Genomic DNA, 23,598 nt, shown 5'->3' with positions numbered 1-23,598 from the left:
AAACACATTTTAAATCCGTAAGGACGTAAACCATGTTTCAGTTAGTCAAAGAGCGCATTGTTAAAAAGTGGCCCATCACCATTGCGGTGCCGATGGATGGCGGCAAGGTGCAAACCTGCGATATCACCTTGGATTTTAAATTGGTGAACAGCGATGAGTTCCGCCAGATGAGCCAGCAAGGCGACAGCAAACTGTTTAGTGAGGTGGTGTTGGGTTGGAGTGGGATCCATGACGAAGACGGCGAGCCGTTGCCATTCACCCCCGACAACCTGACGGCTGCCTGCCAAAACCAACATTTCACCGCCGGAGCGCTGCAAGGCTACATGAAGGCGATGAGCGGGGTCGCCAGCACAAAAAACTCCTAGATGCCGTGCGGGCGGCGATCCAACGTCGTCCCGCCACGGCAAAAGACGATCAGGACTGGCAGGACGAACTGGCCAGTTGGGGCATTGAATCCGATACATTCGCCAAGGTCGAGGCAGAGCCCGAGGTGATCACCGTCTGGGATGAACACCAGAACGTACTGGAATGGTGGTTAGATATACCCGCGTTCCTGCGTTGGAATGGCTCGGTGTGTTTGGGGATGGATGCCAGTCAGGTCAGAGCCGATGCGGAACTCTCCGGCCGCACGGTCGATACCGATGATTACCGTAAGCTCAAACTGATCGCCCAGACGATGACCGAGGAACTCAACCGCCGTGACTAACAACCTTAAGTTCACCCTGAAATTTGATGCCGAGACCCGTCAGTTTATCCCGCAGGTACAGGGGGCGGGTCAGGCGGTCGGCCAGTTGGGCTCACAGGTTCAGGTGGCTGATGGAAAAATGCAGCGCATGACCCGCCAGTCCGATGCACTGGAAGGGCAGATGCTCGGTCTGCGCAACCACTTGCTCGGCGTCGCAGCGGGTTTTTCGGCTATCGCCGCCGCCCAGCAGGCCACCGAGCGGTTGGGCGCGTATCAGGATATCCGTACCCAAATCACAGCCTTGGTTGGCGGTCAGCAGCAATGGCTGGAAACTGAGCAATACCTGATTGACGTCAGTAAAGAGCACAACAAGGCGCTGATTGGCATGGCGGGCAGCTATGCCCGTGTTGCCACGATAGAAGACTCAGGGATGATCACCCGCCAGCAGACGATCGCCATCTTTGAGGGGATGAGCAATGCGGCGGCCACCTATGGTGCCACCAACGATCAGCTTGGCCAGTCGATGTTCGGTTTGCAGCAGGCGATGGCCAGCCAGATTGTGCGAGCGGAAGAGCTTAACCAGACCGTCGAGCCCTTACCCGGCTTGTTGACTCGGATGGATAAAGCCGCCGGATTGGCATCGGGTGGTTTTCGTAAACTTGTTAATGATGGCAAAGTGACCTCAGATTTCTTTGCTGACACCTTGGTCAAGGCATTGGCTTCCTATGATGGGGCCGCCGCCAGAACCGCAGGTAACGTCAATGCCATGTATGGCGATCTCTCGACAGCCTACACTCAAGCGGTGGTGGCATTCGAGGAGCCTATCTCGGATGCGTTCTCGCCGTTGGTGCTGTCATTAACCGACAGCTTAGATCTGTTAGCCGGTAACGCCGAACTGGTTTCAACCGCCGTCGGGGTGACGTTGGCCTTGGCGCTGGGCCGCGGCACCGCAGCCTTAATGAACATGACTGCCGCTAAGACCCGCGACATGCTGGCAACCCGCTCCCAAATCGCAGCGTTAATCAAACAGAGTCAGGCCACGATTGCTGTCACGGCCGCAGAAGTCGCCCGACTAGAAACCTTGCAGTTGACCAATGCGTTTATTTTTAGAAGCACTGGTGGAGAGAAGGCGCTAGCAGTCGCGAGGGGGCAGTTAACCGCAGCCACAAACCAGCTATCAGCCGCTCAAGCGGCGGCCAGCGTCTCCGGTCGTGCCTTGAATGCCACCATGGCATTTCTCGGTGGGCCTGCTGGGGTGGTTATGTTGGCCGCATCAGCGATAGGTTACTTTGCCTTGCAAGCAACGGAGGCGAAAACCCCGACAATCAACCTTGATGATGAAGTTAGTAAGCTATCCGGCAGTTTTCGTGATTTAAATGACGCCCAGCGCCGAGTGATGATCAGCCAGCTTGGCACGCAGGCCAATGCGGTGAGAGCCGAACTGGCGCAGACCCGTCAGCAAGTTGAACAGCTGTCAGGCAGTTTGCAGTACCTTGATGCCGCAGGCCGGGTAGATTCCCGCAGTAAAATTGAAAGCCTAAATGCCCATGCGCAGGCTCTCGATCAGCAGCTCGTTGAAATCGCCGCCAAGCAGACCACCATTTTTAATGATGGCCTGCCTACCGATTGGGTAGATCTGGATAAACCGAAACCCTCTTTGAAGCCGCTAGGTGATGACAAAAACACTAAAACCGCCCAGCAGCAACTGGCCCTGATGCAGCGGCAAGTTGCTTTGTTTGGCGAAACGTCTGAAGCGGCCAAACTGCGGTATGACATTGAACACGGAGCCCTAAAAGGCATTAACGAAGAGCTGGCTAAGAAGCTACTGCTGGAAGCCGAGAAGCTGGACTCACTACAGGGCAAAGATGCTTCGGGTCTAGATAATTCAACCATAGATGCGTTCTATCGGGAATCTGACGAATTGAATACCGCTTGGTTGATGCGGCTGGCCATGCAGGCTGATATGGAAAATCAGGCGCAAATCCAAGAACAATATGCCTATAACGAGCGACTGCAACAGTTGTCGGCCTCGTTTCAGGCTGCGTATGCCCAAGCCCAAGATAACAACCAGCTGCAAGATGAACTTGAACGGGAATACTTTGCCAATCGGGAAATACTGCGGGCTGACCATGAAGCCAACCTGACGGATATTGAACGTCAGGCAGGGGAAGAGCGTCTTGCCGCAGAATATGCACGTAATAATTTAGTTCTCAACAGCTCCGCCGACATGGCTGACGGGTTAGCCGGTATTGCTAAATCCGTCGCGGGCGAGCAGTCAAATGCATACCGCCTTATGTTTGCTGTCAGCAAAGCCTTTGTGGTGGCAAAAGCAGGATTGAATTTAGGGATGGCGCTATCAGAAGCCTCAGCCGCACAGCCGTGGTACATGGCGATCCCCGCGATGGCGAAAGCCGCCGCAGAAGGGGCGAAAATTGCGTCGGTCATCAGTGGTTCGAATTATCAAGGCCAAGCCCATGATGGTATTGACCGCGTACCGGCTCAGAACGAAGGCACCTGGATGCTGCGTAAAGATGAAATGGTGCTCAACCCCAAGCAGGCCGACAACTTCCGCTGGATGGTCAGCATGATGCAGCAAATGAAAACCATGCAAACCCAGCAATATCAACAGACTCAACAAAACCAGCGGATGCAGCATCAGAGCATGGGCGGCAGCCAAAACATCAACGTCGCCGCCCCAGCAGTGCATGTCGCGTTCCTCGATAATCAGGAGCAACTGAAAGCCTACCTGCGTAGCGATGCTGGCGAACAAGCCGTGGTGAAAATCGTCCAGCGAAACCGGACACGTTTAAGTTGAACTGGAAATAAAGGACAGGGAGAAAAAGGGATGGCATGGGAAAAGGGCACTGCAGCCGGTTATCGTGACCTGTTGGAGAAATTAAAAGTCTTCGCCTCGGCTAACGGCTGGACAGTGGAACGCTGGGTGAAAGATCCCGATGGTATTCAAAATGACGAGCTGATCCTCTCGTCGACGGGGCCCAGCGGCAATGAATATTTTATTTGTGGTTTTAAATCGGATTATGACATTGGGGCGGCGAGATATAACTGGGCATTAATTTCTGGGCCGTTGTATTCAGAAGGCGCGTTATTTGAAAGCCAGCCCAATGCCACGGCTTTGCAATATATGTATTTGTGGCAACACCCGATTGAATATTGGCTGGTTGTCAATCACGCCAGAATCATTGTGGTGGCCCAAGTCTCAATGACGACCCATGTTATTTACTGCGGGAAATTACAAAACTATTGTGCGTTGGGGCACTGGTTTCGCCAAGTCGGTTGTTATGGTGAGGGGGTTAATCCGGATGGGCGGTGGTCTAGCCAAGGTAATGACTATTCCACTTTTCAGTGGTTGCGGCATGCGGGGCGGCAGGTGTTGTGGATTGATAATAGTTATATCACGCCTGAATTGGTGTATCCGAACATGACCCGCTCATCGCTGTGCCAGAACGGCTGGACGTATGAAAATGGCGATCATTGGCTCATGCCCATGACGCTCTTGCATGAAACGCACGGGGCGTTGGGGGAGTTTATCGGCTGTTACTATATCGACGGTCACAATACCTCCTCACTGCAACAGATCACAGTGCCCGAGAATGCCCGTCAGCTTCTGGTTGTTCAGAATATACACCGAAATGGTTACCGTGATTTCATGGCTGTGGAGTTAATGTAATGGCGTATCAAATGGAAATATGTGACAGCCCGGAGGATTTGCATCGGGCCTTTGCGGCTTTTTTGGGTGCGCATCCTGCCTTGCCCTGGCAGCTTAGGGACGGAAATGCCAATAGTCTGTGTAAAGCGGTGGTCGAAAATACTGAGATAGGCTTGGCATTGGGCTGGAATGCCATCCCGAATAGTTACAAAAAAGGGATCGATTTCTATTTGGGTGAAGCTTATGCCGGTGGTCCTTGGCCGGGGCTATTGAATGCCAAGTGTGTTTGGCAAAATTGGAGTGGTGGGCGGATTGTTTGGCCATCTGCTTTTCATTTTATTGCCGGGCAGGAGTATTTCATTGTCACGGTAATGAACCCCAATACCGGGGAGTGTTTAAATTACGGTGGTGGGACAGCGGTGGGGATCGGTAGTGAGCACCATGGTATCCGCGGCAAGTGGGCCGCTGCCGATTGGTTTGATCACAATGTCGGTTTTTTTGGGGCGTTCCTTGGTGGAAAAAAGCGTCACCATGAGAGGGCGTACGTTAATAATTGGTACATGGATAGCGGGAGCGGGCATTGGCAGCCTGTTGGTGGAGGCGATCCCGCGTTGTTGCCCCCTTTGCTCGGGGTATGGGGTAAGAACTCATTCTACGGGGAAGGTGTTCATGACCCTTATGAGATAGAAAAGTTTGTTTTCCGCCAGAGCGCCACCACCGTTTTTCTTCCTTGTGTCATGGGCAAAATGAATAACGGCTGGCGGCCAGCCGTCGATATCCCGTATATACGCTTTTGTTCTATGGCCTTATTGAGTACAGGGGATCAAATCGACTATCAGGGGAAAAACTGGCGAGCTTTCTCTCGGTGTAATCATCAGGATGCTGAGATTGGCTTTGTTGTATTAGAAGATGATATCTAGCCATGAGTGTTGGTTATTTTGCCGGAGAATATTTTTGGATTGAGCAGTATTCGGAACCGCCGTTGCCGGAGTCGATACCCTTCGCTGAATACGGTGAATTATTGTGGGGACGTTCTGAGTATTGGGGAGTGCGCGGGCATACTGCCCCAGTCCGCCAGGGGTATGAGTTGCTTGGTTTTTGGGAGCGCGATTTTAAAAATACCCTCTTTATCTCACCCCGCACGGTTGATCTTGGTTTTGTTGTTAATCCCTCTGATGTGCCTGTCGAAATCTGGAGTACCTATACCGTCCCTTTGTCGCTGCTCGATCTTATCAAAGAGGGCGATAAGGGGTTGGCTATTAATGGCCCCAAGCTGGGGGCGGTATTGCCGCCCTATGGGGGGTTCTGGCCGGTTACCCTTGAGGTCTCTCAGCATGTCGAGATGAATATCGATGCCCGTTTCGAGTGGTGCTTTAACTTTAGCCAAGTAGCGGTAAGCACCACCTTGAATGTGGTGGGCACCAAGGTAGCGCTGTGGCCGTACCCGCCGATTTACCCGGTGTCTGAATCTTGGCAATGGTTCACGGCCATTGTCGAAACCCATTCCGGTGAACAGCGTCTGTGCAATGCCGAGCTCCCCATTCAGTTCCTCGACTATCGCTATAACCTGCCGGTGCGTGTTGCCGCCGAACAAACGGCGCGCTACGAAGCACAGGGGCAGAATCGCCATGTGGTCCCAGTGTGGACCGATGCCACCCCGCCGGTATCTGTGAGGGCAGGGGAGAGCGAAATCCGCACCGACCTTCGCTGTCGGGACTTCCAGCCCGATGGGATGGCAGTGGTCTACCTCGATGCCGAGCATTATGAGGTCGCTTTTATCGACAAGGTGGCTGATGACGTGTTGCTGCTCAAGCGCCCGCTGACGTTTGATCGCCGCAATGCGGTGGTGATGCCAGCCATTGCGGTCATTGCCCCTGATGGTCTCAAGTCCGTCCGACATGGCGCAAGGGCCGAGCAGCAAATCCGTTGGGTCAATAGCCAGCCGTTATCGGTCGCATCTCCGTCTATTGCCTCGCTATCAAATCGCCCAATGGCTTTTACTCGTGAATATTTGGGGCGTCCGGTGGTGATAAGGCGCGGGAAGTCCGGCGGGGTAAAAATCAATATCGCATTTTCGTGGCAGGAGCGCACGACCGACAGCGGCCAGCCGGTCATGATTGCCACTCGGGATCTCGGCGAGTACAGCACCATCATCGATTGGTTGGCATCCGGTCGCGAGGAATGTTGGCAGCTCAGGCAATTATTGGCCCAGTTTAAAGGCCGTTTAAACACCTGTTGGTGGGTCAGTTTCCACGGCGAAATCGTGTTGGCTGGTAGGGGTAATCGACAGCGCATCGCAGTGAAACCGACGGGGTTCAATCGCTTCGGCGGCCGCCATCTCTATCTGCAATGGCAAGATGGTGAGCAGTGTGTCTTCGCAATGCCCAAGGGCGTGGACGCCGACGGCAATGAAATTCTCGATATTGGCGGTGATGCCACCGTTCCCGTAGAGGTAGGTGATCTGATAGGCGGGCATGTTATGCGCCTTATGAGGCCGGATGATGACCACGTTAAGATCACCTATCGCCCGCGTCATCAGATGCAGGTCTCTATGCCGATGCGCGAGGTGCCGGAGGGCGAAATTAACCATGGAGAAAGCTCGGATGGTGCTTGAGCTCTATCAGATTGAGCTGCGCGACGAGGTGTGGCGGTATACCTCCTGCCAGCGCGATGTGCTGGCCAACGGTTATCACTGGCAAAGCCATGTGATTGATCGCGATGCCTCGATTGAACAGTCGGACGACCCGCTTCGGGCTGATACCGAATTTAGAGTTGAGGCGGGGAGCGAGCTGGCGAATTTGGCGTTGAATCCGCCACTCAATACCGCGCCGAAAGTGACGATTTATCGTTCGGAAGATGGCGGCCGAACCGTGTATGCCGTGTTTGCCGGTCGCCTGATGGCAGGGGTTTGGGATGAGGGCTTTGTGACGGTGGAGCTTGAGGCAGTGCATACGGAGCTTCAGGTCACGGGGCTGAATGAGACCATTGCGCCACAATGCCGATACGAGCTGGGGTCGCGCAAATGCGGGGTGCGTGAGGTGGCGCGGGATATCACCATTCAGGCCGTTGACGGCTGTCAGGTTGTTATTTCTGAACCTGTGCCGGTGGAGTATGCCTTTGGCTATCTCAAGCAAGGCGGTACGTATTATTTTATCGACCAGCAACCGGATGGCGTGACCTTGGTATTGTTGCATCCCGCTCGCTTGGCGGTAGGAACGGCGGCCCAGATAACACGGGGCTGCGACCGTTCATTGGCGACCTGTTTTCGCCGGTTCAACAATGCCTTCAATTTTGGCGGGGCCGTGAATCTCCCCACCAAAAATCCCTATGTCGGTGATCCCATCGACCGTTAATGGCAATCCAGCCCGATAAAGGAGTCATGATGTTTTGGGTTTCTCTGATTATGGCGGTGATTTCGGTGGCGATGAGCTACCGTGCAATGAACCAGAACCATGCCGCGCCGGATGCGCAGGAGCCAAAGGCCCCGGTGATAGAAAAAGGCAAACCCTTGGGAGTGGTCTTTGGCAAGGTCAAGATCACCAGCGGGACCGTGTATTGGTGGGGGGATGTGTCCCATCAAGAAATCAAAAAGTAATCGTATCTATCCGCGCGATTTGGCCGCGCTTGGCATTTGCTGTGCCGGAGCGCGGGGCGTATTCACCAATTATGGCCTGAGCTGGACTGACTTTGTTCGTGACGGAGCAGATTGCGGGCAGCTGTTGGCGTTGGGGGATCCATTGGTCACCGAGGTGGTGATGAAGTTTGTACAGGGCAGGGAATCGCAATGGGCAGCAAGAAAAAGCAAACCGTAGGTTATCGCTGGTTTTGGGGGCAGCACTTGGTGCTCTGCCATGGCCCGGTCGATTTTATCCAGCGGATCTGGTTTGGCGAAAAAGTTGGGTTTGGTGCCAGGGTAGGCAGCAATCGCCGTGTTCGCATCCGAGAGCCTGAATTGTTTGGGGACCGCGATCAGCATGGCGGGGTGATCGGTGATGTCGATATCTGCTTGGGGGGAGCCAACCAAGGGGTGAATGATTATCTGGCCGAACAGTGTGCGCAGGTTATTGATGGCCAGTCGGTGGTGAGTGCCTTCCGTTATTTAGCCGCGTTGGTTTTTCGCAAGCCGGAGATGGGCAACTCCAGTTATCCGCCTGCCGTGGCGGTCGAGGTAGCTCGCTTGAAAACGGGTTGGGATGGTCAGCCGATGTGGTATCTCGACAAGGCGATCATTGGTGAGGGGCGCGATCTGGACAGTGTCTCGGCGATGGGGGCCGGTGGGTTGAATGCCGCCCATATTATCCATGAGCTGATTGAATGCCCTGAATGGGGGACGGGTAACCGCAATATCGATGAGGGGGCGTTTCGTCGCTGTGCCGATAAGCTCTATGACGAGGGCTTTGGCCTCAATGCCCATTGGGTCAAGCAGCAGCCCGTCGAGCAGTTTATCAAGGATATCTGCCGTTATATCAACGGGTATGTGTTTACCGATGAGGCATCGGGCAAGGTGACCATGCGCCTGGCCCGCGATGATTATGATCCTGAAGCGATCCCTGTGCTGACGGTGAGCCAAATCAGAGCCGTGCGCCACGTTCGCCGCCGAAGTCAGGCCGATCTCATTAATACCCTGACAGTGACTTACACTGACTGGAAGACCTATGACAAGGCCGCTGTCACCGTGATGAACTCGGCGCTATTGCATGCTACTGGGCGTACCATTGGGGACTCGGTGGACTTTCCGATGATCCATGACGACAAGCTGGCCTATCGGGTGGCAATGCGCGAGCTGCGGATGCTCTCCGCCCGATTGATGACGTGTGAGCTTTATTGCGATACCTCGGCCGCGGTATACCAGCCGGGGGATGTCGTGCGGGTGGTATTCCCGCCTGCGGGGCTGGACCATATTGTGCGGGTGCAGAAAAAGCGGCGGGGGAGCTTGGCCAATCCCGAGGTCAAGCTGGAGGTGATGGAAGATATCTTCGCCTCCGCGACTGGGGACTATACGCCGCCTCCGCCAAGTAACTGGAAAGACCCGATTAGTCAGCCGCAGCCCATCAAAAAGCAGGCACTTATTGAGCTGCCGTATTGGGTGTTGGCCAATACGTTTAACCCTTCCGAATTGGCCGCATTGAACGAGGCCAGTTGTTTTGTTGGCTGGTGTGCCGAGCGTCCAACCGGCGATACTCTGGGGGCTGATCTGTATTACAACCACTTCGACCGCTGGGTTTACAGCCACAGAGCCAGTTTTGCCCCGCGTACCGTATTGCTTGAGCCCGTTAGTTACACCGATACCCAATTGCCGCTGTTTGGCCGCGATCTTGCCGCTCAGGATCTGCCGATGCTATGCCAGTTAGGGGAAGAGCTTATTGTGATACATAGTCTGGAAGGTGATGTGGCGCAGGTGAAACGAGGCATACTCGATACAATGCCTGCCATTCATGCAGCGATGACCGAGGTGATATCGCTTGACGGCGATGCGTTAGCGACCGAGTTTACCAGTGGTGAACAGGTCAGGCTTCGAGGCTTGACGGTAACGCCAAGGGGCACCTTGGATGAAGCGCTTGCCACTGAGGTCGGCATTGAGCTGCAAGGCCGGATGATAAGGCCGTTGTGTGTCACCAACGTGCAGGTAAATGGCGAATATTGGCCGGACGTCGCCACCTTGCCATTGGTTGTGACGTTGTCGCACCGCAATCGCATCAGCGAGGTCGCAGAGCCGCATCTGTTGTCGGATTGGTTCAGCAATGGTGTACCAGAGCCGGGCACAGAGACCAAGGTCACCCTGACTGATGCCGATACAGGTATCGTATTACATGAAGAGCAGACTGAGGCTGTTGCTATGACGTTTGACAATGCAGTGATCCCAGAATCGGTCAATCGGGTCTCTATCACCTTGACCGCCACCCGCTCTGGCTATGAGTCCCTGCAAAGTTATACACAGGTGATCGCGATTAAACACCCGCCGCAAAGCGTTTAAACCGTGTTTACGGGTGTTTAAAATTAGGTATTTTTAAACAGTTAGTAATCGCTCACCCATAAGAAACCGGCAGAAATGGCAAAAACACCATTGGTCAGCTCTTGCTGTTAATCGCCAATACTCATAGCGCCCACTCAAAATGACAAATATACAATTGGGTGGTTATTTAGTAGTAATCGACAACAGCCGCTCGTTTCCTATTCAAGTACAGCGCGATATACAGAGTCCGCCAGAAATGACAAAAAAGGATTTGTCATTTCTGGCGGTTTCATTTGTCAAACCTCGCGGGCGGCTACATGAGGTTAAAGCAACCGACGGGTTCTGTAACCGCCCGTCTACAACTACATGTCAGGAAAATTACCTGAATCGCTGCTGAATTTGTTGCGTTTTATAAATTAATGAATTTTAAGTTAATTTTGACTTTATCCACAAAAACGGTGGGTAACTTTATGGAAAAGTCATGGGGCGTGGTGCTTTTTTGTACAGTAAAGAATAACTTATCTTCATTCACGGAAAGAAGGCTCAAGCCTGTCTCTCTTCCCACCATTGCTGAGCAAGTGTGAGTGCGGCTTGCTGGCTATTCGCTTTATCCATCATTTTCAAGATGATCGCCAGTGTTCCAATAGTTGCATATTTGCCGTACTCACTATGGCGATGACCGAGCCACACACTCTGCAGATACTCTCCGCTTATCTCACCATGTTTGCCTGATGATGCTTCTAGTAAGGTCGGCCACTCTTCGTCAAACCGAATGCCGTTGTGCATGCCTGCTATGTGGCAGGTTGTGCGCGGGCTACGTTCGCTTTCGCCGCCTTCGCCTTTGAAAGCAACCATGTTGTTATCACCGACACGGAGTGCGGCATCGGCATGGATTTTCTCGTAGCCTTGGTGGAAGATCCCGTGAATCGAATAGGGGGCAGCTGTTGGGTTAAGGGTTCGGGCAACGGTATTGAGCGGGGTGCGCAGCCCCATGAGATCGCGCAGGGCCAATAGTTCGACAAGCGGTTCACAATAGCTGGCTAGCGGAATATAGCAGATATGGTCGGTTGCAAGGATGGAGGATGCCTCTGCTGGCGTTGCGGCTTGCTGGATTTCAAGGGCTGGGCAGGCGCTTTCGATCTGGTATTTCACCGCATCGACAGCCATGTGTCCGCTAAGTACGACCTTGATGCCGCGTTGGGCGAGCAGTTTGGCGGCCAGCAGCAACCACGGTGGCTGGCGCCGTTTACCGGCAAAACATGGCCAGTCGATAGTGGTATTGATAGCCTGCCATTGTGGGTCGATGCGCTCGCGGAGGGCTTCAATATACCCCGCTGCTTCATCGGCGGTTTCGCAGCGCACCCGTTGTAGCATCAGTAAGGTTGCGAGCTGAAGCAATTCGGCTTCGCCGTTGAGGTACATTCGCAGTGCGTCGCGGGCTTCTTCTTGGGTGAGCGGTCGACGGCCTTTTTCGCCGCGGCCGACGAGTTTGATGTACTCGCGGAAGTTGGGCATGTCATCATCCTTGTTGACGAGAGTTGTCTTGTACGTGACGACCTCATCATAGCATTTTAAAAGAGCTTTTCACGCGGCTGGATTTTTATCTGTTGATATAAATGTGAGTAAATGTACAGATAGTTAGTCACTTAACGAATACACTCCATGCTTTGTAAGAAGCCGTGAAGTGCGATTTGATGTCTACAAAAAATGAAAATTTAGCTGTTGAAAATTTTGTTATTGGTCACTGTTACTCGCGTAAAGATGTCGCAAGAGTGGGGTGTGTGACACCTCCAAAACAAGACAGAGATTGGACTGGTATTGTTAGTTTTAATAATTGTGTGCTGTTGTTTGTGACGTTAGATAAAGGTGACTTTGAAAAAGATATTCAGTATCACGACTACTTTGCTGAGGGGGGAGAGCTGTTTAATTGGGAATCGCAAAATAAAAATACGCCAGCCACCCCTGCAATTAAGCGCATCATTGATGGTGAAACTGTCGTATTGTTTACGCGTATTATTAATAAAAGAAAAGGAAAAACTCAGCCTTTTGTTTATGTTGGGCGTTTATTACCTTTGGAGCATAGGAATGAAAAACCTGTGCAGTTTACGTTTTTAGTTGATGGTTATACTAGCGCACCTGAACCGCAGCTTTTTGAGTTATATCATTGGAAAGAAAACACATTAGCGACTAGAGAAAAATCAGGGAAGTATGTTGTTAGCAAAGGCCAAGGGCGAATCGCTGATGCCAAAAAGAAGAAAGCGATTGAGCTACGTGCGATGACGACAGCTCGGCAATATTATGAGTCGCTGGGGTATCACGTTATCGATACATCGAGCCATTGCCCATATGATTTTGAATGTGAGCGAGGTGGTGAGTTACGTCGTGTTGAAGTAAAAGGTACAACACAGGGGTTAGGAAAGGTAACAGTCACATACAATGAGGTGATTTCAGCTTTAGACGATAAGGTTGAAACGGATTTATTTATTGTTTACCACATTCATGTTGTTCCAGCTGATGATGATTATCAGGCGATAATGGGAACGACCCATTTAATTTCAAATTGGAATCCTTCAAATTCAGACTTAAAACCAATTGCTTATGAATACACACTGCCTAAGCCTTTGAGTATTTAAGAAAACGCGGCCCATTGGCCGCGTTTTTCGTTAAGGCTGAACAAGAGGTTGCTGTTCTTGCTCTGCTGAGTTGATCCGGCGGCGCTGGAGGGCCACGATCACCAGAAATAGCAGCCCGGCCGGCAGCCAGAACCATTCCTTGGCCCAGCGCTGGGCCGGGATACGCAGCTCGACAATTTCCTGATCGAACATCAGTCCGGCTTTTTCGGCTGGGCTGGAGAAATGGACGATATCAATCAGGGTCTTGCCGTCCTGCTGGTAAGTTTCCAACCCGAGAGCCTGTTGCTTGGCATCGCCGGTATCACCCGCGGGTACTTCGAACAGTACCGAGAAATCCCTGATGACCCCGACAGCATCCTCGCCGCGGATCCGCATGCGCAGGATATCCCCTTCGCTCAGGCTATTGAGTTCTGCACTGAGTTCGCTAGGGGCAACGTAGCGGAACGGATCGGTGATTTGGTCTTGCCAGAATCCCGGGCGGAACAAGGTAAAGGCAACCAGCAGTAGCAGCAGGGTTTCGTACCAGCGGTTGCGGGTAAGGAAGTAGCCCTGGGTGGCTGCCGCGAAGATCAGCATTGCAATGGTGGCGACAATGAAGATGGCGATCCCGTGGGCCCAGTCGACATCGATTAGCAGCAGATCGGTGTTGAAGATGAACAGGAACGGCAGTGCCGCGGTTCGCAGGCTGTAGTAGAACGCGGTCAGGCCCGTCTTGATGGGGTCGCCTTTCGAGACTGCCGCTGCTGCAAATGAGGCGAGGCCAACCGGTGGGGTGACGTCGGCCATGATACCGAAGTAGAACACGAATAGGTGCACAGCGATCAGCGGTACAATTAATCCTTGCTGCTGGCCGAGCACGACAATAACAGGTGCAAGCAGGCTCGATACCACAATGTAGTTGGCGGTAGTTGGCAACCCCATACCGAGGATCAGGCTGAGCAGGGCGGTAAGCATGAGCATCAGTAGCAGGTTGCCCATCGACAGCATCTCGACCAGATCTGCCAGCACCAGTCCCACACCAGTTTGCGAGACGGCACCGACAATTATCCCGGCGGTTGCCGTGGCGATGCCAATCCCGATCATATTGCGGGCCCCGGCGATCAGCCCTTCGCGCAGATCGACAATCCCCTCCTCAACCGTGCCATAGTGATGCTTGCCATCGGTACGCAGCCAGTTAAGCAGCGGGCGTTGGGTCAGCACGATAACCACGAGGATCACCGTGCCCCAGAAGGCGGATAGCCCCGGTGAGAGGCGCTCGACCATCAAGCACCATACCAACACCACGACGGGCAGCAGGTAGTGCAATCCGGAGAGCAGCACGGCACGGGTGGATGGCAGGGTATCAAGGCTAGTCTCTTCTTCGCTGGCGAGCGGTTCGTTCATGGCCGCGATTTTTAGCAGGCCAAGGTAGGCGATGCCCAGAAGTATAGCTACGCCGGGCAGGGTGTAGTCGCCCAGCAGAGGTTTGAGCCAGCCTAGGCCATAGTAGACGGCCATCGACAGCCCGCTGATCAGGGCTGCGCCGAAGGCAAATCCGGTCAGTCTGGCCAGCCAAGGACGCACGGTTGCCACCGCAAGGGGCTGCATGCCGAGTTTTAGGGCTTCGAGATGGACGATATAGAGCAGCGAGATATAGGAAATCGCCGCGGGCAGGAAGGCATGCTTGATGATATCGACATAGGGTATGCCGACGTATTCAACCATCAGGAAGGCGGCCGCCCCCATAACCGGTGGCATGATCTGGCCATTGACCGACGAGGCGACCTCGACGGCCCCGGCTTTTTCTGCGCTGAAGCCGACTTTGCGCATCATCGGGATAGTGAATGTGCCGGTGGTGACGACATTGGCAATCGACGAGCCGGAGATCAGCCCGGTCAGCCCCGAGGCAACGACGGCGGCTTTGGCTGGGCCGCCGCGTAGGTGGCCGAGCATGCTAAAGGCGAGCTGGATGAAGTAATGGCCGGCCCCGGCCCGTTCAAGCAAAGCCCCGAACAGCACGAATAGGAACACGAAGCTGGTGGATACGCCAAGGGCAATACCGAATACCCCTTCGGTGGTGATCCATTGGTGGTTGGCCAGTGCCGGCAGCGGAACGCCACGGTGGGCGAGAAGCCCCGGCATCCACGGCCCAGCCAGACTATAGATAAGAAATAGGCTGGCAATAAGCGGCAATGCCGGGCCGAGAACCCGGCGGGCCGCTTCCAGTAGCAGCGGGATCCCTACACAGGCGGTGATGAAATCGGCGGTGGTGAGGTTGCCCGGGCGCTGGGCCAGTTCGGCATAGAAAACAAAAAGATAAAGCGCTGCTGCGGTTGAAACAAGGCCGAGCAGCCAGTCACTGCCGGGGACGCGATCACGAGGAGAGCGCTTGCGGGCCGGGAAGACGAAGAAGGCCAGCAGCAGGGCGAAAGCCAGATGGATGGCGCGGGTTTCGGTGTCGTTCATCACCCCGAAGCCGATAATGAAAGGCAGCGGCGAGGCGATCCAGAGCTGGAACAGGGACCAAGACAGGGCGAGGGCGGCAATCAGCTTTGCCATTGGCCCGGAAGGTAAGCGGGCGCCAACATCCTGGGCGATGAGCTCTTCGGTCGACAGGGCATCATGGGATGTAATAGGTGTTTTTTCCATAACGTTTACTCAATAGCGAGTGCCGCAAAAGCGGCACTCGTTTTTACAATGCGAAGCATGGCTTAGAGCCAACCTCGCTCCTTGTAATAACGCTCGGCTCCTTCGTGGAGCGGGGCGGTGAGACCGGCATTGATCATCTCTTTCTCGTTGAGCGAGGCAAAGGCCGGATGCAGGCGTTTGAAGCGGTCGATGTTGTCGAATACCGATTTCACCAGCTGGTAAACCAGTTCGGGATCGGTGTGGGTACTGGTGGAAAGGACTGCTTTGCCACCGAGCGATGGGACGGGATCCGGGTTGCCGCGGTACATACCGCCCGGGATTTCTGTCTTCGTGAAGTAAGGCTTGTCGGCAACCAGCGCGTCAATGATCGGGCCGGTTACCGGAACAAATACCGCATCCACCGTAGTGGTCGCTTCCTGAATTGCCCCGTTGGGGTGGCCGACAAAGTAGCTCATGGCATCGATGTTGTTGTCGGTCATTGCCGCGGCTTGTTCGGCTGGCTTGAGATCGGCGACAAGGGAGAAGACCGAATGGTTCCAGTCTTTGGCATCGATGAGCTGCTCAAAGGTATCCCGCTGGCCAGAGCCGGGGTTACCGATATTGACGCGTTTGCCTTTCAGGCCGTCGAAATCGGCAATATTGGCATCTTTGCGGGCAAGGATGGTGAAGATCTCGCTTTGGAGCGAGAAGACCGAGCGGATGTCGGCCATTTTGCCTTGGGTGGCAAAAGGCGCTTGACCGTAAAAGGCTTTGTATTGGTGATCCGACTGCATGACACCGAAGTTGTACTCGCCGCTGCGGATCCCGTTTACGTTGGCCACGCCACCGCCGCTAGCCGGGGCATTGCATTTGATGCCGTGGTCACCGACGCCACGGTTGACGAAACGGCAGATGGACTGGCCGGCAACATAGTAAACGCCAGTTTGACCGCCGGTACCGATGGTAATGAACTGTTCTAAAGCGAGGCTATTCTCGCTATATGATAATGTAGAGGCGGCAGCAATAACGGCTGCAATCAGCGATATTCCTTTCATTTTCTCATTCCTGATTTATCCATAGTCGCTTGGTGGGCAGGCAGGCTTTTGCTTTATGCAGAAGCCTGCCTGTAACGGCACGCTCAATGTGCCACCTAGGTCTGTCATTGCTTTATTTTTTATGATGTTGCTTGTGTGTTGTGTTTGTCCCTGAGAGCGGGATATGTATCAGCTTGCTTGATTATGCATGTCAGTGACAGCATGTATTAACAAGCCTGTTACTGATTCACTGTAAAGGTAAAAAGAAGTTATGGATACATCGCTTTCCCATATATTGAGAAATGGCGTTATATTGTGAAAATGCGTGCAAAAGCGGGATATATTGCCTGTTTTATCGTCTGTATGGCGCTGTGCGATCGAGAATAGCGTGACATCACAAGAGATATCCTCTTTTTGGTAGCGGATTTTATGGCAATTATGGCTGATTTTTAGCTGTTTTCAGGCTCGGAATGAGGCTGTTTTAATGGGGGTATTCCTACAATAGGAGAATGTTCTGTACCTTCTCCTGTCGGTGTGAGCAATCGCTGTCAGATTGGAGCTGCTTTTTGACGAGGTTAAGTCGGGAGGATAGAGGGGCTGGTGGCAGGAAAAAGGTGAGTACCGATTATGGCTAGTAATGTGGAGCGGGCGCGGTAGACTGAACGTATATTCATTAACGGAGCCTGCCTGCTATGCCAGTATTACCCAGACATCAATCTGCCACGACTACAGCAAACAGGCGGCAGGGAACGAGTGAGCCAATGTCGGCCGAGCAGTGCCAGCAGGCGAGACTGAGCAAGGACCGCCGTTACGACGGGTTATTCTTCACCGCCGTCAAAACAACGGGGATTTATTGCCGCCCTATCTGCCCGGCTCCAGCACCGCTTGAGCGTAACGTTGAATATTTTTCGTCGGCCATTGCCGCTGCCAATGCTGGATACCGCCCCTGTTTGCGCTGCCGTCCCGACAGTGCGCCGGGCTCTCCGGCATGGCTGGGTAAAAGCACGACGTTTCGCCGTGCTCAGCGCTTGATTGATGAAGGTGCTTTGTGTTCGGGGGATTTGCCGCAGCTTGCGGCTCGGTTGGGAGTATCTGAGCGCTACCTGCGCAAGCTATTCGATACCGAGATCGGTATGTCGCCGAAAGCCTACAGCCTATATCGACAGTGCCTGCTGGCGAAAAAACTGCTGCATGAGACCCGCTTGCCGGTGACAGAAATCGCCTTGGCGTGTGGCTTCAACAGTATCCGGCGATTTAACGACAGTTTCAGGCAACATTTTGCCCTGACGCCAACAGAAGTACGTCGTCAGCGAAATAGACATCCGCTCTCTTCTGGGGCTGTCACCGTGACGTTGGCATATCGTCCCCCTTATGATTGGAGCGCGGTTAGGGATTTTTATTGCTCGCGGCTTATCGAGGGGTTGGAGTGGGTGGGCGAAAATAGCTACGGCCGCACCTTTGGCGACGGGAAGGGTAAAGGGCACTTTACCGCGGTGCACGATCCTGATAAGTCTCAGTTTAATGTGACAATCGAGCTAGATGATATTACCCAGCTGGCAGTTCTTCTTGCCAATATTCGCCGCTGTCTGGATTTGGATGCTGACTCGGCGCGTATTGAGTCATGCCTTGTGCAGGCGATGGGGGAGCCGCTTTTGTCTTCTGGAATTCGTCTGCCGGGAATTTGGAGCCCGTTTGAAGCGGGCGTGAGGGCGGTGCTCGGCCAGCAGGTATCGGTGAAGGCCGCCCGAAACTTGGTGACCAAGCTGGTTGCCATGAATCCTGACAATGAGGATGGGCGGTGCTATTTTCCATCCCCCCAACAGGTAGCTGATTGGGATTTCTCATCGCTCGGTATGCCACAGCGTAGGCGTGATACGCTAAGTATTCTGGCTCGCTTTGCTGTTGGTCATTCGCTGGATGATCCTGCCGCCCTGTTGGCATTGCCGGGGATAGGCCCGTGGACGGTAAATTACCTGCGGATGCGTGGACTGAGCGAGCCGGATATTTTCCTTGAGGGGGATCTCGGGGTGAAGAAGGCCTTGACGCAATATCCATGCGAGCCCCTTTCTGCCGCCCCTTGGCGGAGTTACCTGACTTTATATTTGTGGTCGCTGCTGGCCTGATGGCAAGTGGTGAATGTAGCGAGATAGATTCATGAGCAATCAACTTATCAATACGCCGATTGGCTGGCTGAATGTGCTGGCCAACAACAGCGCGGTGACCGAAATCGCCTTTGATGCCCCTGCCGATTTGGCCCAGAATCCCAGTCCGCTGACCCAACAGTGCTGCTTGCAGCTGGCCGAGTATTTTGCCGGCGAGCGAAGCGAATTTGAGTTGCCATTGGAGATGGCCGGAACGGCCTTTCAGAAAACGGTTTGGCAGGCTCTCAAGCAGGTTGGATACGGAGAGACTTGCTCCTATGCCGATATCGCGCGGGAAATAGGAAACCCCAAAGCAGTAAGGGCGGTGGGGGCGGCAAACGGCAAAAACCCCATACCGATCATTGTGCCCTGCCACCGGGTGATAGGCAGTTCCGGTAAGCTCACCGGATATGCTGGGGGGCTGGACATTAAAGTGTGGTTGCTTGACCATGAGAAGCAGATGGATTCGGCAAACTACTGAGCTAAGGATTGGATTATGGTGATAGAACCGATTATCAACGGCGTGATTGCCCGTTCGGCCCACCCGTATGGCTGCCAACAGGCTGTCAGGAACCAGATCGATTACGTCAAGAAGGCTGCGCCGATTATCAATGGGCCCAAGCGGGTGCTGATACTCGGGGCTTCTTCGGGATTTGGTCTGGCGTCGCGGATCGCGCTGACCTTTGGTGGGTCTGACGCTGATACCCTCGGTGTCTCGTTTGAGCGTGGCCCGAGTGACAAGGGGATCGGGACAGCGGGCTGGTATAACAATATCTTTTTCCGCCAAGAAGCTGAGCGTGCCGGACGGATCGCGACCAATATTGTGGGGGATGCCTTTTCACCGGCTGTTCGTCGTCAGGTGATTGATGCGATTCAAGCCGATTTGGGCGGGCAGGTTGACTTGGTGGTGTACAGCTTGGCGACGGGAGTACGACCAAAGCCGGAGGCGACCAATACCGCGCCAGATATGTGGCGTTCGGTGATAAAGACGCTGGGGCAGCCTGTGACAGGCCCTACCCTTAACCTCGAACGCGATACGATGGAAATGCTAACCGTAGGTACGGCTTCGGAGCAGGAGGCTGCTGAAACAGTTAAGGTTATGGGCGGTGAGGATTGGACGGATTGGATAGCCTGCCTTGCCGATGCCGGGGTATTGGCTCCGGGATGCCGAACCGTGGCCTATTCCTATGTCGGTTCCCCGCTGACTTACCCTATTTATCACCAAGGGACGTTAGGGCAAGCAAAAAAGCATCTCCATCACAGTGCTGATGAGATTAACCAGCGTTTGGCTGATATCGGCGGGCAGGCCCATGTGGCGGTCTGCAAGGCTTTGGTGACCAAGGCCAGCGTGTTTATTCCGGCATTTGCCCCGTATATTTTGGCTTTGTTCAAGGTGATGAAGGCCAAAGGGTGCCATGAGGGCTGCATTGAGCAAATGCAGCGGATGTTCGCGACCAAGTTCTACCCGGATAATGCGGTTGAGACAGATGGGGAACGCCTGATCCGCATGGATGATTGGGAGCTAGCACAGGATGTACAGCGGGAGGTAGCCGAGCTCATGGTCCAGATCAACGAGAACAATTTTGCCGAGCTGGGAGATTACGCTGGATATAAGCAGGATTTTTTGCAGTTGAATGGATTTGCCTATGACGAGGTTGATTATAGTCAGCCTGTAAGTGTCAATATATTGACGAAAATGCAGCCGTAAACTTATTTTTGTATCAAATGAAATGTATTGAATGAATATGTGCCACAGTCATGCTGTGGCATTTTTTTATCTGTCTGATCATGATTAAAACCGAGATAGTTCTGAATCGGTATTAGTTTATGAATATTACCATTATGGTGGTGGCGATAGATGGATTTTGACATTATCATTAGCCGAAATTACTACAAAAAAAGTAACTATAGCGAACGTTGTCGTGGCGTTGCATGGTGACGGTGCGTTGTTGTTTCCATTGGTTGGAAGGCAATAGTGTCGCTATGGTTCAATTATTATTGATATGCAAGTTAAAAGAAACGCTATGTCGTTATGGCGTAAGGTCGAGCTGATTATAGGGATGAATGATCAAGCGTGCCGCAGAGGGGCGGATTTCTTGCTTTGTCGTTTAACTCGTAATAAGTAGCTTTTTATGTCAGACAACATTTGTATTTCGGTGTCCGATCATCGTGGCACCTCTCATTATTTAATTAGCCGCCTTAAAAAACGTTATTTTGCATTGGCCGGGTTGTCGCTGTTTGCCGGACTCGGCATCGGTGGATACAGTGTTTATAGCCTGTATCAAGACAACCAATTGTCCCTGCAGCAGATGAGTACCCTCAGCGAGTCGCTTACCGAGGAGAATGCCACCAACCAGGCTTTGCTTGAAAAACTTTCAGAGAAGAAAGCCGAGCTCTCGATGCTTAGCGAGAGGATTGATGACGTTGAAGCTGTCTTGGGGGTTGCGGGCGTAGAAGGTGGCGCAGCGACGCTTGAGAAGAGAGTCAACAGTGCTGCGGTTAGCTCGGCAGTGCGCGGAACATTGTTTAGCTTGATCCCTAATGGCAGCCCGACACCGGGCACCCGTATGTCGTCTCAATACGGAGTTCGGATCCACCCGGTTACGGGTAAGCGCAAGCGTCATCTGGGTCTGGATTTCGCCGCTAATATCGGCACGGAAATTTTCTCACCGGCCGACGGCGTGGTGGAGGTGACCCGCCCAAGCAACAAAGGCTCGGGAAACTTCCTTAAGCTCAACCATTCATTTGGTTTTGCGACCAGTTATTCCCATATGAAGAAGTTCAATGTGAAGTCAGGTCAGTTTGTCCACAAGGGGGATCTTCTGGGCTGGACGGGTAACACTGGATTGTCGACGGGCCCCCATTTGCACTATGAGCTGCGCTTCTTGGGCCGCGCTCTTAACCCTCGTTCGTTTGTCGAGTGGACGCCGGATAATTTCGACAGCTTGTTTGAAAAGGAAAAAACGGTACAGTGGACGTCATTGCTTGATATGGTCGGCCGTGTCGTTACCATGCAGGTTAAACTGACTCAGGCGGTACAGGTCGAGGCACTGGATGCGATTGAGTCGGCTGAACCGAAAAGGGATCCGATTCAGACGGCTAAAAGCGGGGGGAGTGGCCTTAAGGCATTGCCTATGGTGGCGACCTCAAGGTTGTAATTTAATGATTGTCGGCAATCGTAGCCGCTTTGGAGATGGTATGGCACGGGAACTGTATATTGGGGTAATGTCGGGCACCAGTCTTGATGGTGTGGATGTTGCTCTGGTTGCGATGGATCAGGCGCAGAAGGTTGAACTATTGGCTTCTGTGGATTTCCCGATGCCCGATCCCCTTAAGGCAGCACTGCTGGATGTCTGTATTGGACAGCCGACAACACTCAAGCAGATAGGCGAGCTGGACCACCAGCTGGGCCAGTTATTTGCCGATGCGATACTATACCTGCTTGAAAAGACCGATGTGGCTGCGGATCAGATCACTGCGATCGGCAACCATGGCCAGACAGTTTTCCATCAGCCTGATGGCCAGTGGCCGTTTACGACCCAGTTGGGGGATGCCAACATCATCGCGGCCCGAACTGGGATCACCACTGTAGCCGATTTTCGGCGCAAGGATATGGCTCTGGGGGGGCAGGGGGCTCCTTTGGTACCGGCCTTCCACCGCTATCTGTTTGAGCAGCGTGATTCGACAACGGTGATCCTCAATATTGGTGGGATTGCCAATATTTCCGTATTGCGACCGGATATGCCGGTACTGGGTTATGACACCGGGCCCGGCAATATGCTGATGGATGCCTGGGTGTATCAGCACCTGGGCCAGAAGTATGATCAAGGTGGCGTTTTTGCTGCCAGTGGCCATGTGCAGGAGACATTGCTGGCACAGTTGATGGCCGATCCTTATCTTGCCCGCACCTATCCGAAAAGTACCGGTCGTGAGCACTACAATTTGCCGTGGCTGGAAAGCCAGATCGTACAGTATCAAAGTGCGGTTGATGAAACGCTGGCTGCGGAAGATGTTCAGGCGACTTTGTTGGCATTTACCGCCGCGACGATTGCCGAGCAGGTCCAGCTCTTTGACGAGGGACCACAACCGCAGTTATTGGTATGCGGCGGAGGGGGCAATAACCCGCAGCTGATGGCTCGCTTGGCGGCACTCTTGCCTGATTGGTCGGTGGCCAATACCCGTGATGCCGGTGTAGATCCCGATTATATGGAAGCAATGGCGTTTGCCTGGCTGGCCCGCCAGCGTATGCATGGGTTGCCGAGTAATGTTCCTGAAGTGACAGGGGCTTCTCGGCTTGCATCGCTTGGGGTTATTTACCCCGCGTAACGAAACAGGCATCTATTCCCACTGAGTTCACAGCCAATAGGATGTATGGCATCATGTCAGTGTTATTGGGCAGTGCTGCTAGCACGGTAAATGGTGGGATGATGATGGAAAATGGATCGATAAAGCAGAGGCTTATTGGAATTGGCTTGGTAGTTCTTGCCGTGAGTGCATTCAGCGTTCCATCCTTGGCGAGTGATAAGTCGTCACCCATGCTTACTGAGCCCTTGCCGAATACATCCTTACCTCAAACAACAACACCGAAACGTCAGTTGGGGCAAATTTTTATTGATGCTTCGCAATCTCAGCGCCAGACAGTTGAGTTTGTTGGCGAGGGGGCCCGGCCGGTAAGCAACAATAGGGTTGATAAATATAGTGTCTACCAAAATAAGAATACCACTGATCCTACAGAATTCGGTGGCGGTGTGAAATTCAATGCCACGGATGATTTTAGTATTTCTGTCCAAGCTGGTGGTGAGCTTGGCGATGAAAATACGGTAGATGTAGACAGCGGCTCGGTAAGTTTTGAGTTCAAGTATTAAGCGCAATTAATAT

General features: G+C 53.3%; 19 protein-coding genes and 1 pseudogene. 17 read left to right on the top strand and 3 right to left on the bottom strand.

Annotation, left to right across the window (positions count from 1 at the left end; translation table 11 throughout):
• Positions 1-32 precede the first annotated feature (32 nt).
• The 10 genes from ABT56_RS00335 to ABT56_RS00295 are packed head-to-tail and all read left to right on the top strand — an operon-like array spanning position 33 to position 10,326.
• Positions 33-365 carry a hypothetical protein gene (locus ABT56_RS00335; RefSeq protein ID WP_047876860.1) on the top strand — a complete coding sequence of 111 codons (333 nt, stop codon included), beginning with the start codon at positions 33-35 and terminating at the stop codon, positions 363-365.
• Positions 366-370: 5 nt separating this feature from the next.
• Positions 371-706: a hypothetical protein gene (locus ABT56_RS00330; protein WP_047876859.1), complete on the top strand. Its 336-nt coding sequence runs from the start codon at positions 371-373 to the stop codon at positions 704-706.
• Positions 699-3,500 carry a tape measure protein gene (locus ABT56_RS00325; protein ID WP_047876858.1) on the top strand — a complete coding sequence of 934 codons (2,802 nt, stop codon included), beginning with the start codon at positions 699-701 and terminating at the stop codon, positions 3,498-3,500. Before ABT56_RS00330 ends, ABT56_RS00325 begins: the two co-directional genes overlap by 8 nt.
• A gap of 30 nt (positions 3,501-3,530) precedes the next feature.
• Positions 3,531-4,373 carry a hypothetical protein gene (locus tag ABT56_RS00320; protein ID WP_047876857.1) on the top strand — a complete coding sequence of 281 codons (843 nt, stop codon included), beginning with the start codon at positions 3,531-3,533 and terminating at the stop codon, positions 4,371-4,373.
• Positions 4,373-5,272 (top strand): hypothetical protein, encoded by a 900-nt coding sequence (locus tag ABT56_RS00315; protein ID WP_047876856.1) that lies wholly within the window; start codon positions 4,373-4,375, stop codon positions 5,270-5,272. The genes ABT56_RS00320 and ABT56_RS00315 overlap by 1 nt, the downstream gene beginning before the upstream one ends.
• 2 nt (positions 5,273-5,274) lie before the next feature.
• Positions 5,275-6,966, top strand: coding sequence for a hypothetical protein (locus tag ABT56_RS00310; protein WP_047876855.1), 1,692 nt, complete (start codon positions 5,275-5,277; stop codon positions 6,964-6,966).
• Positions 6,941-7,705, top strand: coding sequence for a phage BR0599 family protein (locus ABT56_RS00305; RefSeq protein ID WP_240478226.1), 765 nt, complete (start codon positions 6,941-6,943; stop codon positions 7,703-7,705). The genes ABT56_RS00310 and ABT56_RS00305 overlap by 26 nt, the downstream gene beginning before the upstream one ends.
• A gap of 29 nt (positions 7,706-7,734) precedes the next feature.
• Positions 7,735-7,947 carry a hypothetical protein gene (locus ABT56_RS00300; protein ID WP_047876853.1) on the top strand — a complete coding sequence of 71 codons (213 nt, stop codon included), beginning with the start codon at positions 7,735-7,737 and terminating at the stop codon, positions 7,945-7,947.
• On the top strand, positions 7,919-8,164 hold the full coding sequence (locus ABT56_RS23800) for a hypothetical protein (protein WP_157037748.1): 246 nt from the start codon (positions 7,919-7,921) through the stop codon (positions 8,162-8,164). The genes ABT56_RS00300 and ABT56_RS23800 overlap by 29 nt, the downstream gene beginning before the upstream one ends.
• Positions 8,137-10,326, top strand: a complete 2,190-nt coding sequence (locus ABT56_RS00295; protein ID WP_047876852.1) for a phage tail protein — start codon at positions 8,137-8,139, stop codon at positions 10,324-10,326. The genes ABT56_RS23800 and ABT56_RS00295 overlap by 28 nt, the downstream gene beginning before the upstream one ends.
• A 522-nt stretch (positions 10,327-10,848) precedes the next feature.
• Here ABT56_RS00295 and ABT56_RS00290 read toward each other — a convergent pair.
• Positions 10,849-11,823, bottom strand: a pseudogene (locus ABT56_RS00290) (glycosyl transferase family protein); the annotation flags it as partial.
• Between the two features lie 176 nt (positions 11,824-11,999).
• On the opposite strand from ABT56_RS00290, the gene ABT56_RS23150 reads away from it, so the two are divergent.
• Positions 12,000-12,938 (top strand): DUF3427 domain-containing protein, encoded by a 939-nt coding sequence (locus ABT56_RS23150; protein WP_053062325.1) that lies wholly within the window; start codon positions 12,000-12,002, stop codon positions 12,936-12,938.
• A 30-nt stretch (positions 12,939-12,968) separates the two neighbouring features.
• Here ABT56_RS23150 and ABT56_RS00275 read toward each other — a convergent pair whose 3' ends face one another.
• Positions 12,969-15,566: a TRAP transporter permease gene (locus ABT56_RS00275; RefSeq protein ID WP_047876850.1), complete on the bottom strand. Its 2,598-nt coding sequence runs from the start codon at positions 15,564-15,566 to the stop codon at positions 12,969-12,971.
• Between the two features lie 62 nt (positions 15,567-15,628).
• Positions 15,629-16,600, bottom strand: a complete 972-nt coding sequence (locus ABT56_RS00270; protein WP_047876849.1) for a TAXI family TRAP transporter solute-binding subunit — start codon at positions 16,598-16,600, stop codon at positions 15,629-15,631.
• Positions 16,601-17,340: 740 nt separating this feature from the next.
• Here ABT56_RS00270 and ABT56_RS00265 point away from each other — a divergent pair.
• The 6 genes from ABT56_RS00265 to ABT56_RS00240 all read left to right on the top strand — a co-directional run bounded on the left by ABT56_RS00265 (position 17,341) and on the right by ABT56_RS00240 (position 23,585).
• Positions 17,341-18,702 (top strand): DNA-3-methyladenine glycosylase 2 family protein, encoded by a 1,362-nt coding sequence (locus tag ABT56_RS00265; RefSeq protein ID WP_047876848.1) that lies wholly within the window; start codon positions 17,341-17,343, stop codon positions 18,700-18,702.
• 31 nt (positions 18,703-18,733) lie between these two features.
• The gene (locus ABT56_RS00260) at positions 18,734-19,201 is read left to right on the top strand and encodes a methylated-DNA--[protein]-cysteine S-methyltransferase (protein WP_047876847.1); all 468 of its coding nucleotides are present in this window, start codon (positions 18,734-18,736) and stop codon (positions 19,199-19,201) included.
• Between the two features lie 15 nt (positions 19,202-19,216).
• Complete coding sequence (gene fabV / locus ABT56_RS00255) at positions 19,217-20,428, top strand: enoyl-ACP reductase FabV (RefSeq protein WP_047876846.1); 1,212 nt, start codon at positions 19,217-19,219, stop codon at positions 20,426-20,428.
• 424 nt (positions 20,429-20,852) lie between these two features.
• Entirely contained in the window at positions 20,853-21,878 is a 1,026-nt protein-coding gene (locus ABT56_RS00250; protein ID WP_084722111.1) for a M23 family metallopeptidase, read from the top strand.
• Between the two features lie 40 nt (positions 21,879-21,918).
• Positions 21,919-23,046 carry an anhydro-N-acetylmuramic acid kinase gene (locus ABT56_RS00245; RefSeq protein ID WP_047876947.1) on the top strand — a complete coding sequence of 376 codons (1,128 nt, stop codon included), beginning with the start codon at positions 21,919-21,921 and terminating at the stop codon, positions 23,044-23,046.
• A gap of 53 nt (positions 23,047-23,099) precedes the next feature.
• Positions 23,100-23,585, top strand: a complete 486-nt coding sequence (locus ABT56_RS00240) for a hypothetical protein (RefSeq protein WP_047876845.1) — start codon at positions 23,100-23,102, stop codon at positions 23,583-23,585.
• The last annotated feature ends 13 nt before the right edge of the window (positions 23,586-23,598 follow it).

This window comes from Photobacterium aquae (assembly GCF_001029445.1).
Classification (GTDB): Bacteria; Pseudomonadota; Gammaproteobacteria; order Enterobacterales; family Vibrionaceae; genus Photobacterium; species Photobacterium aquae.
The sequence above is the reverse complement of the archived record's forward strand: the minus strand, read 5'-3'. Positions and strand labels throughout refer to the sequence as shown.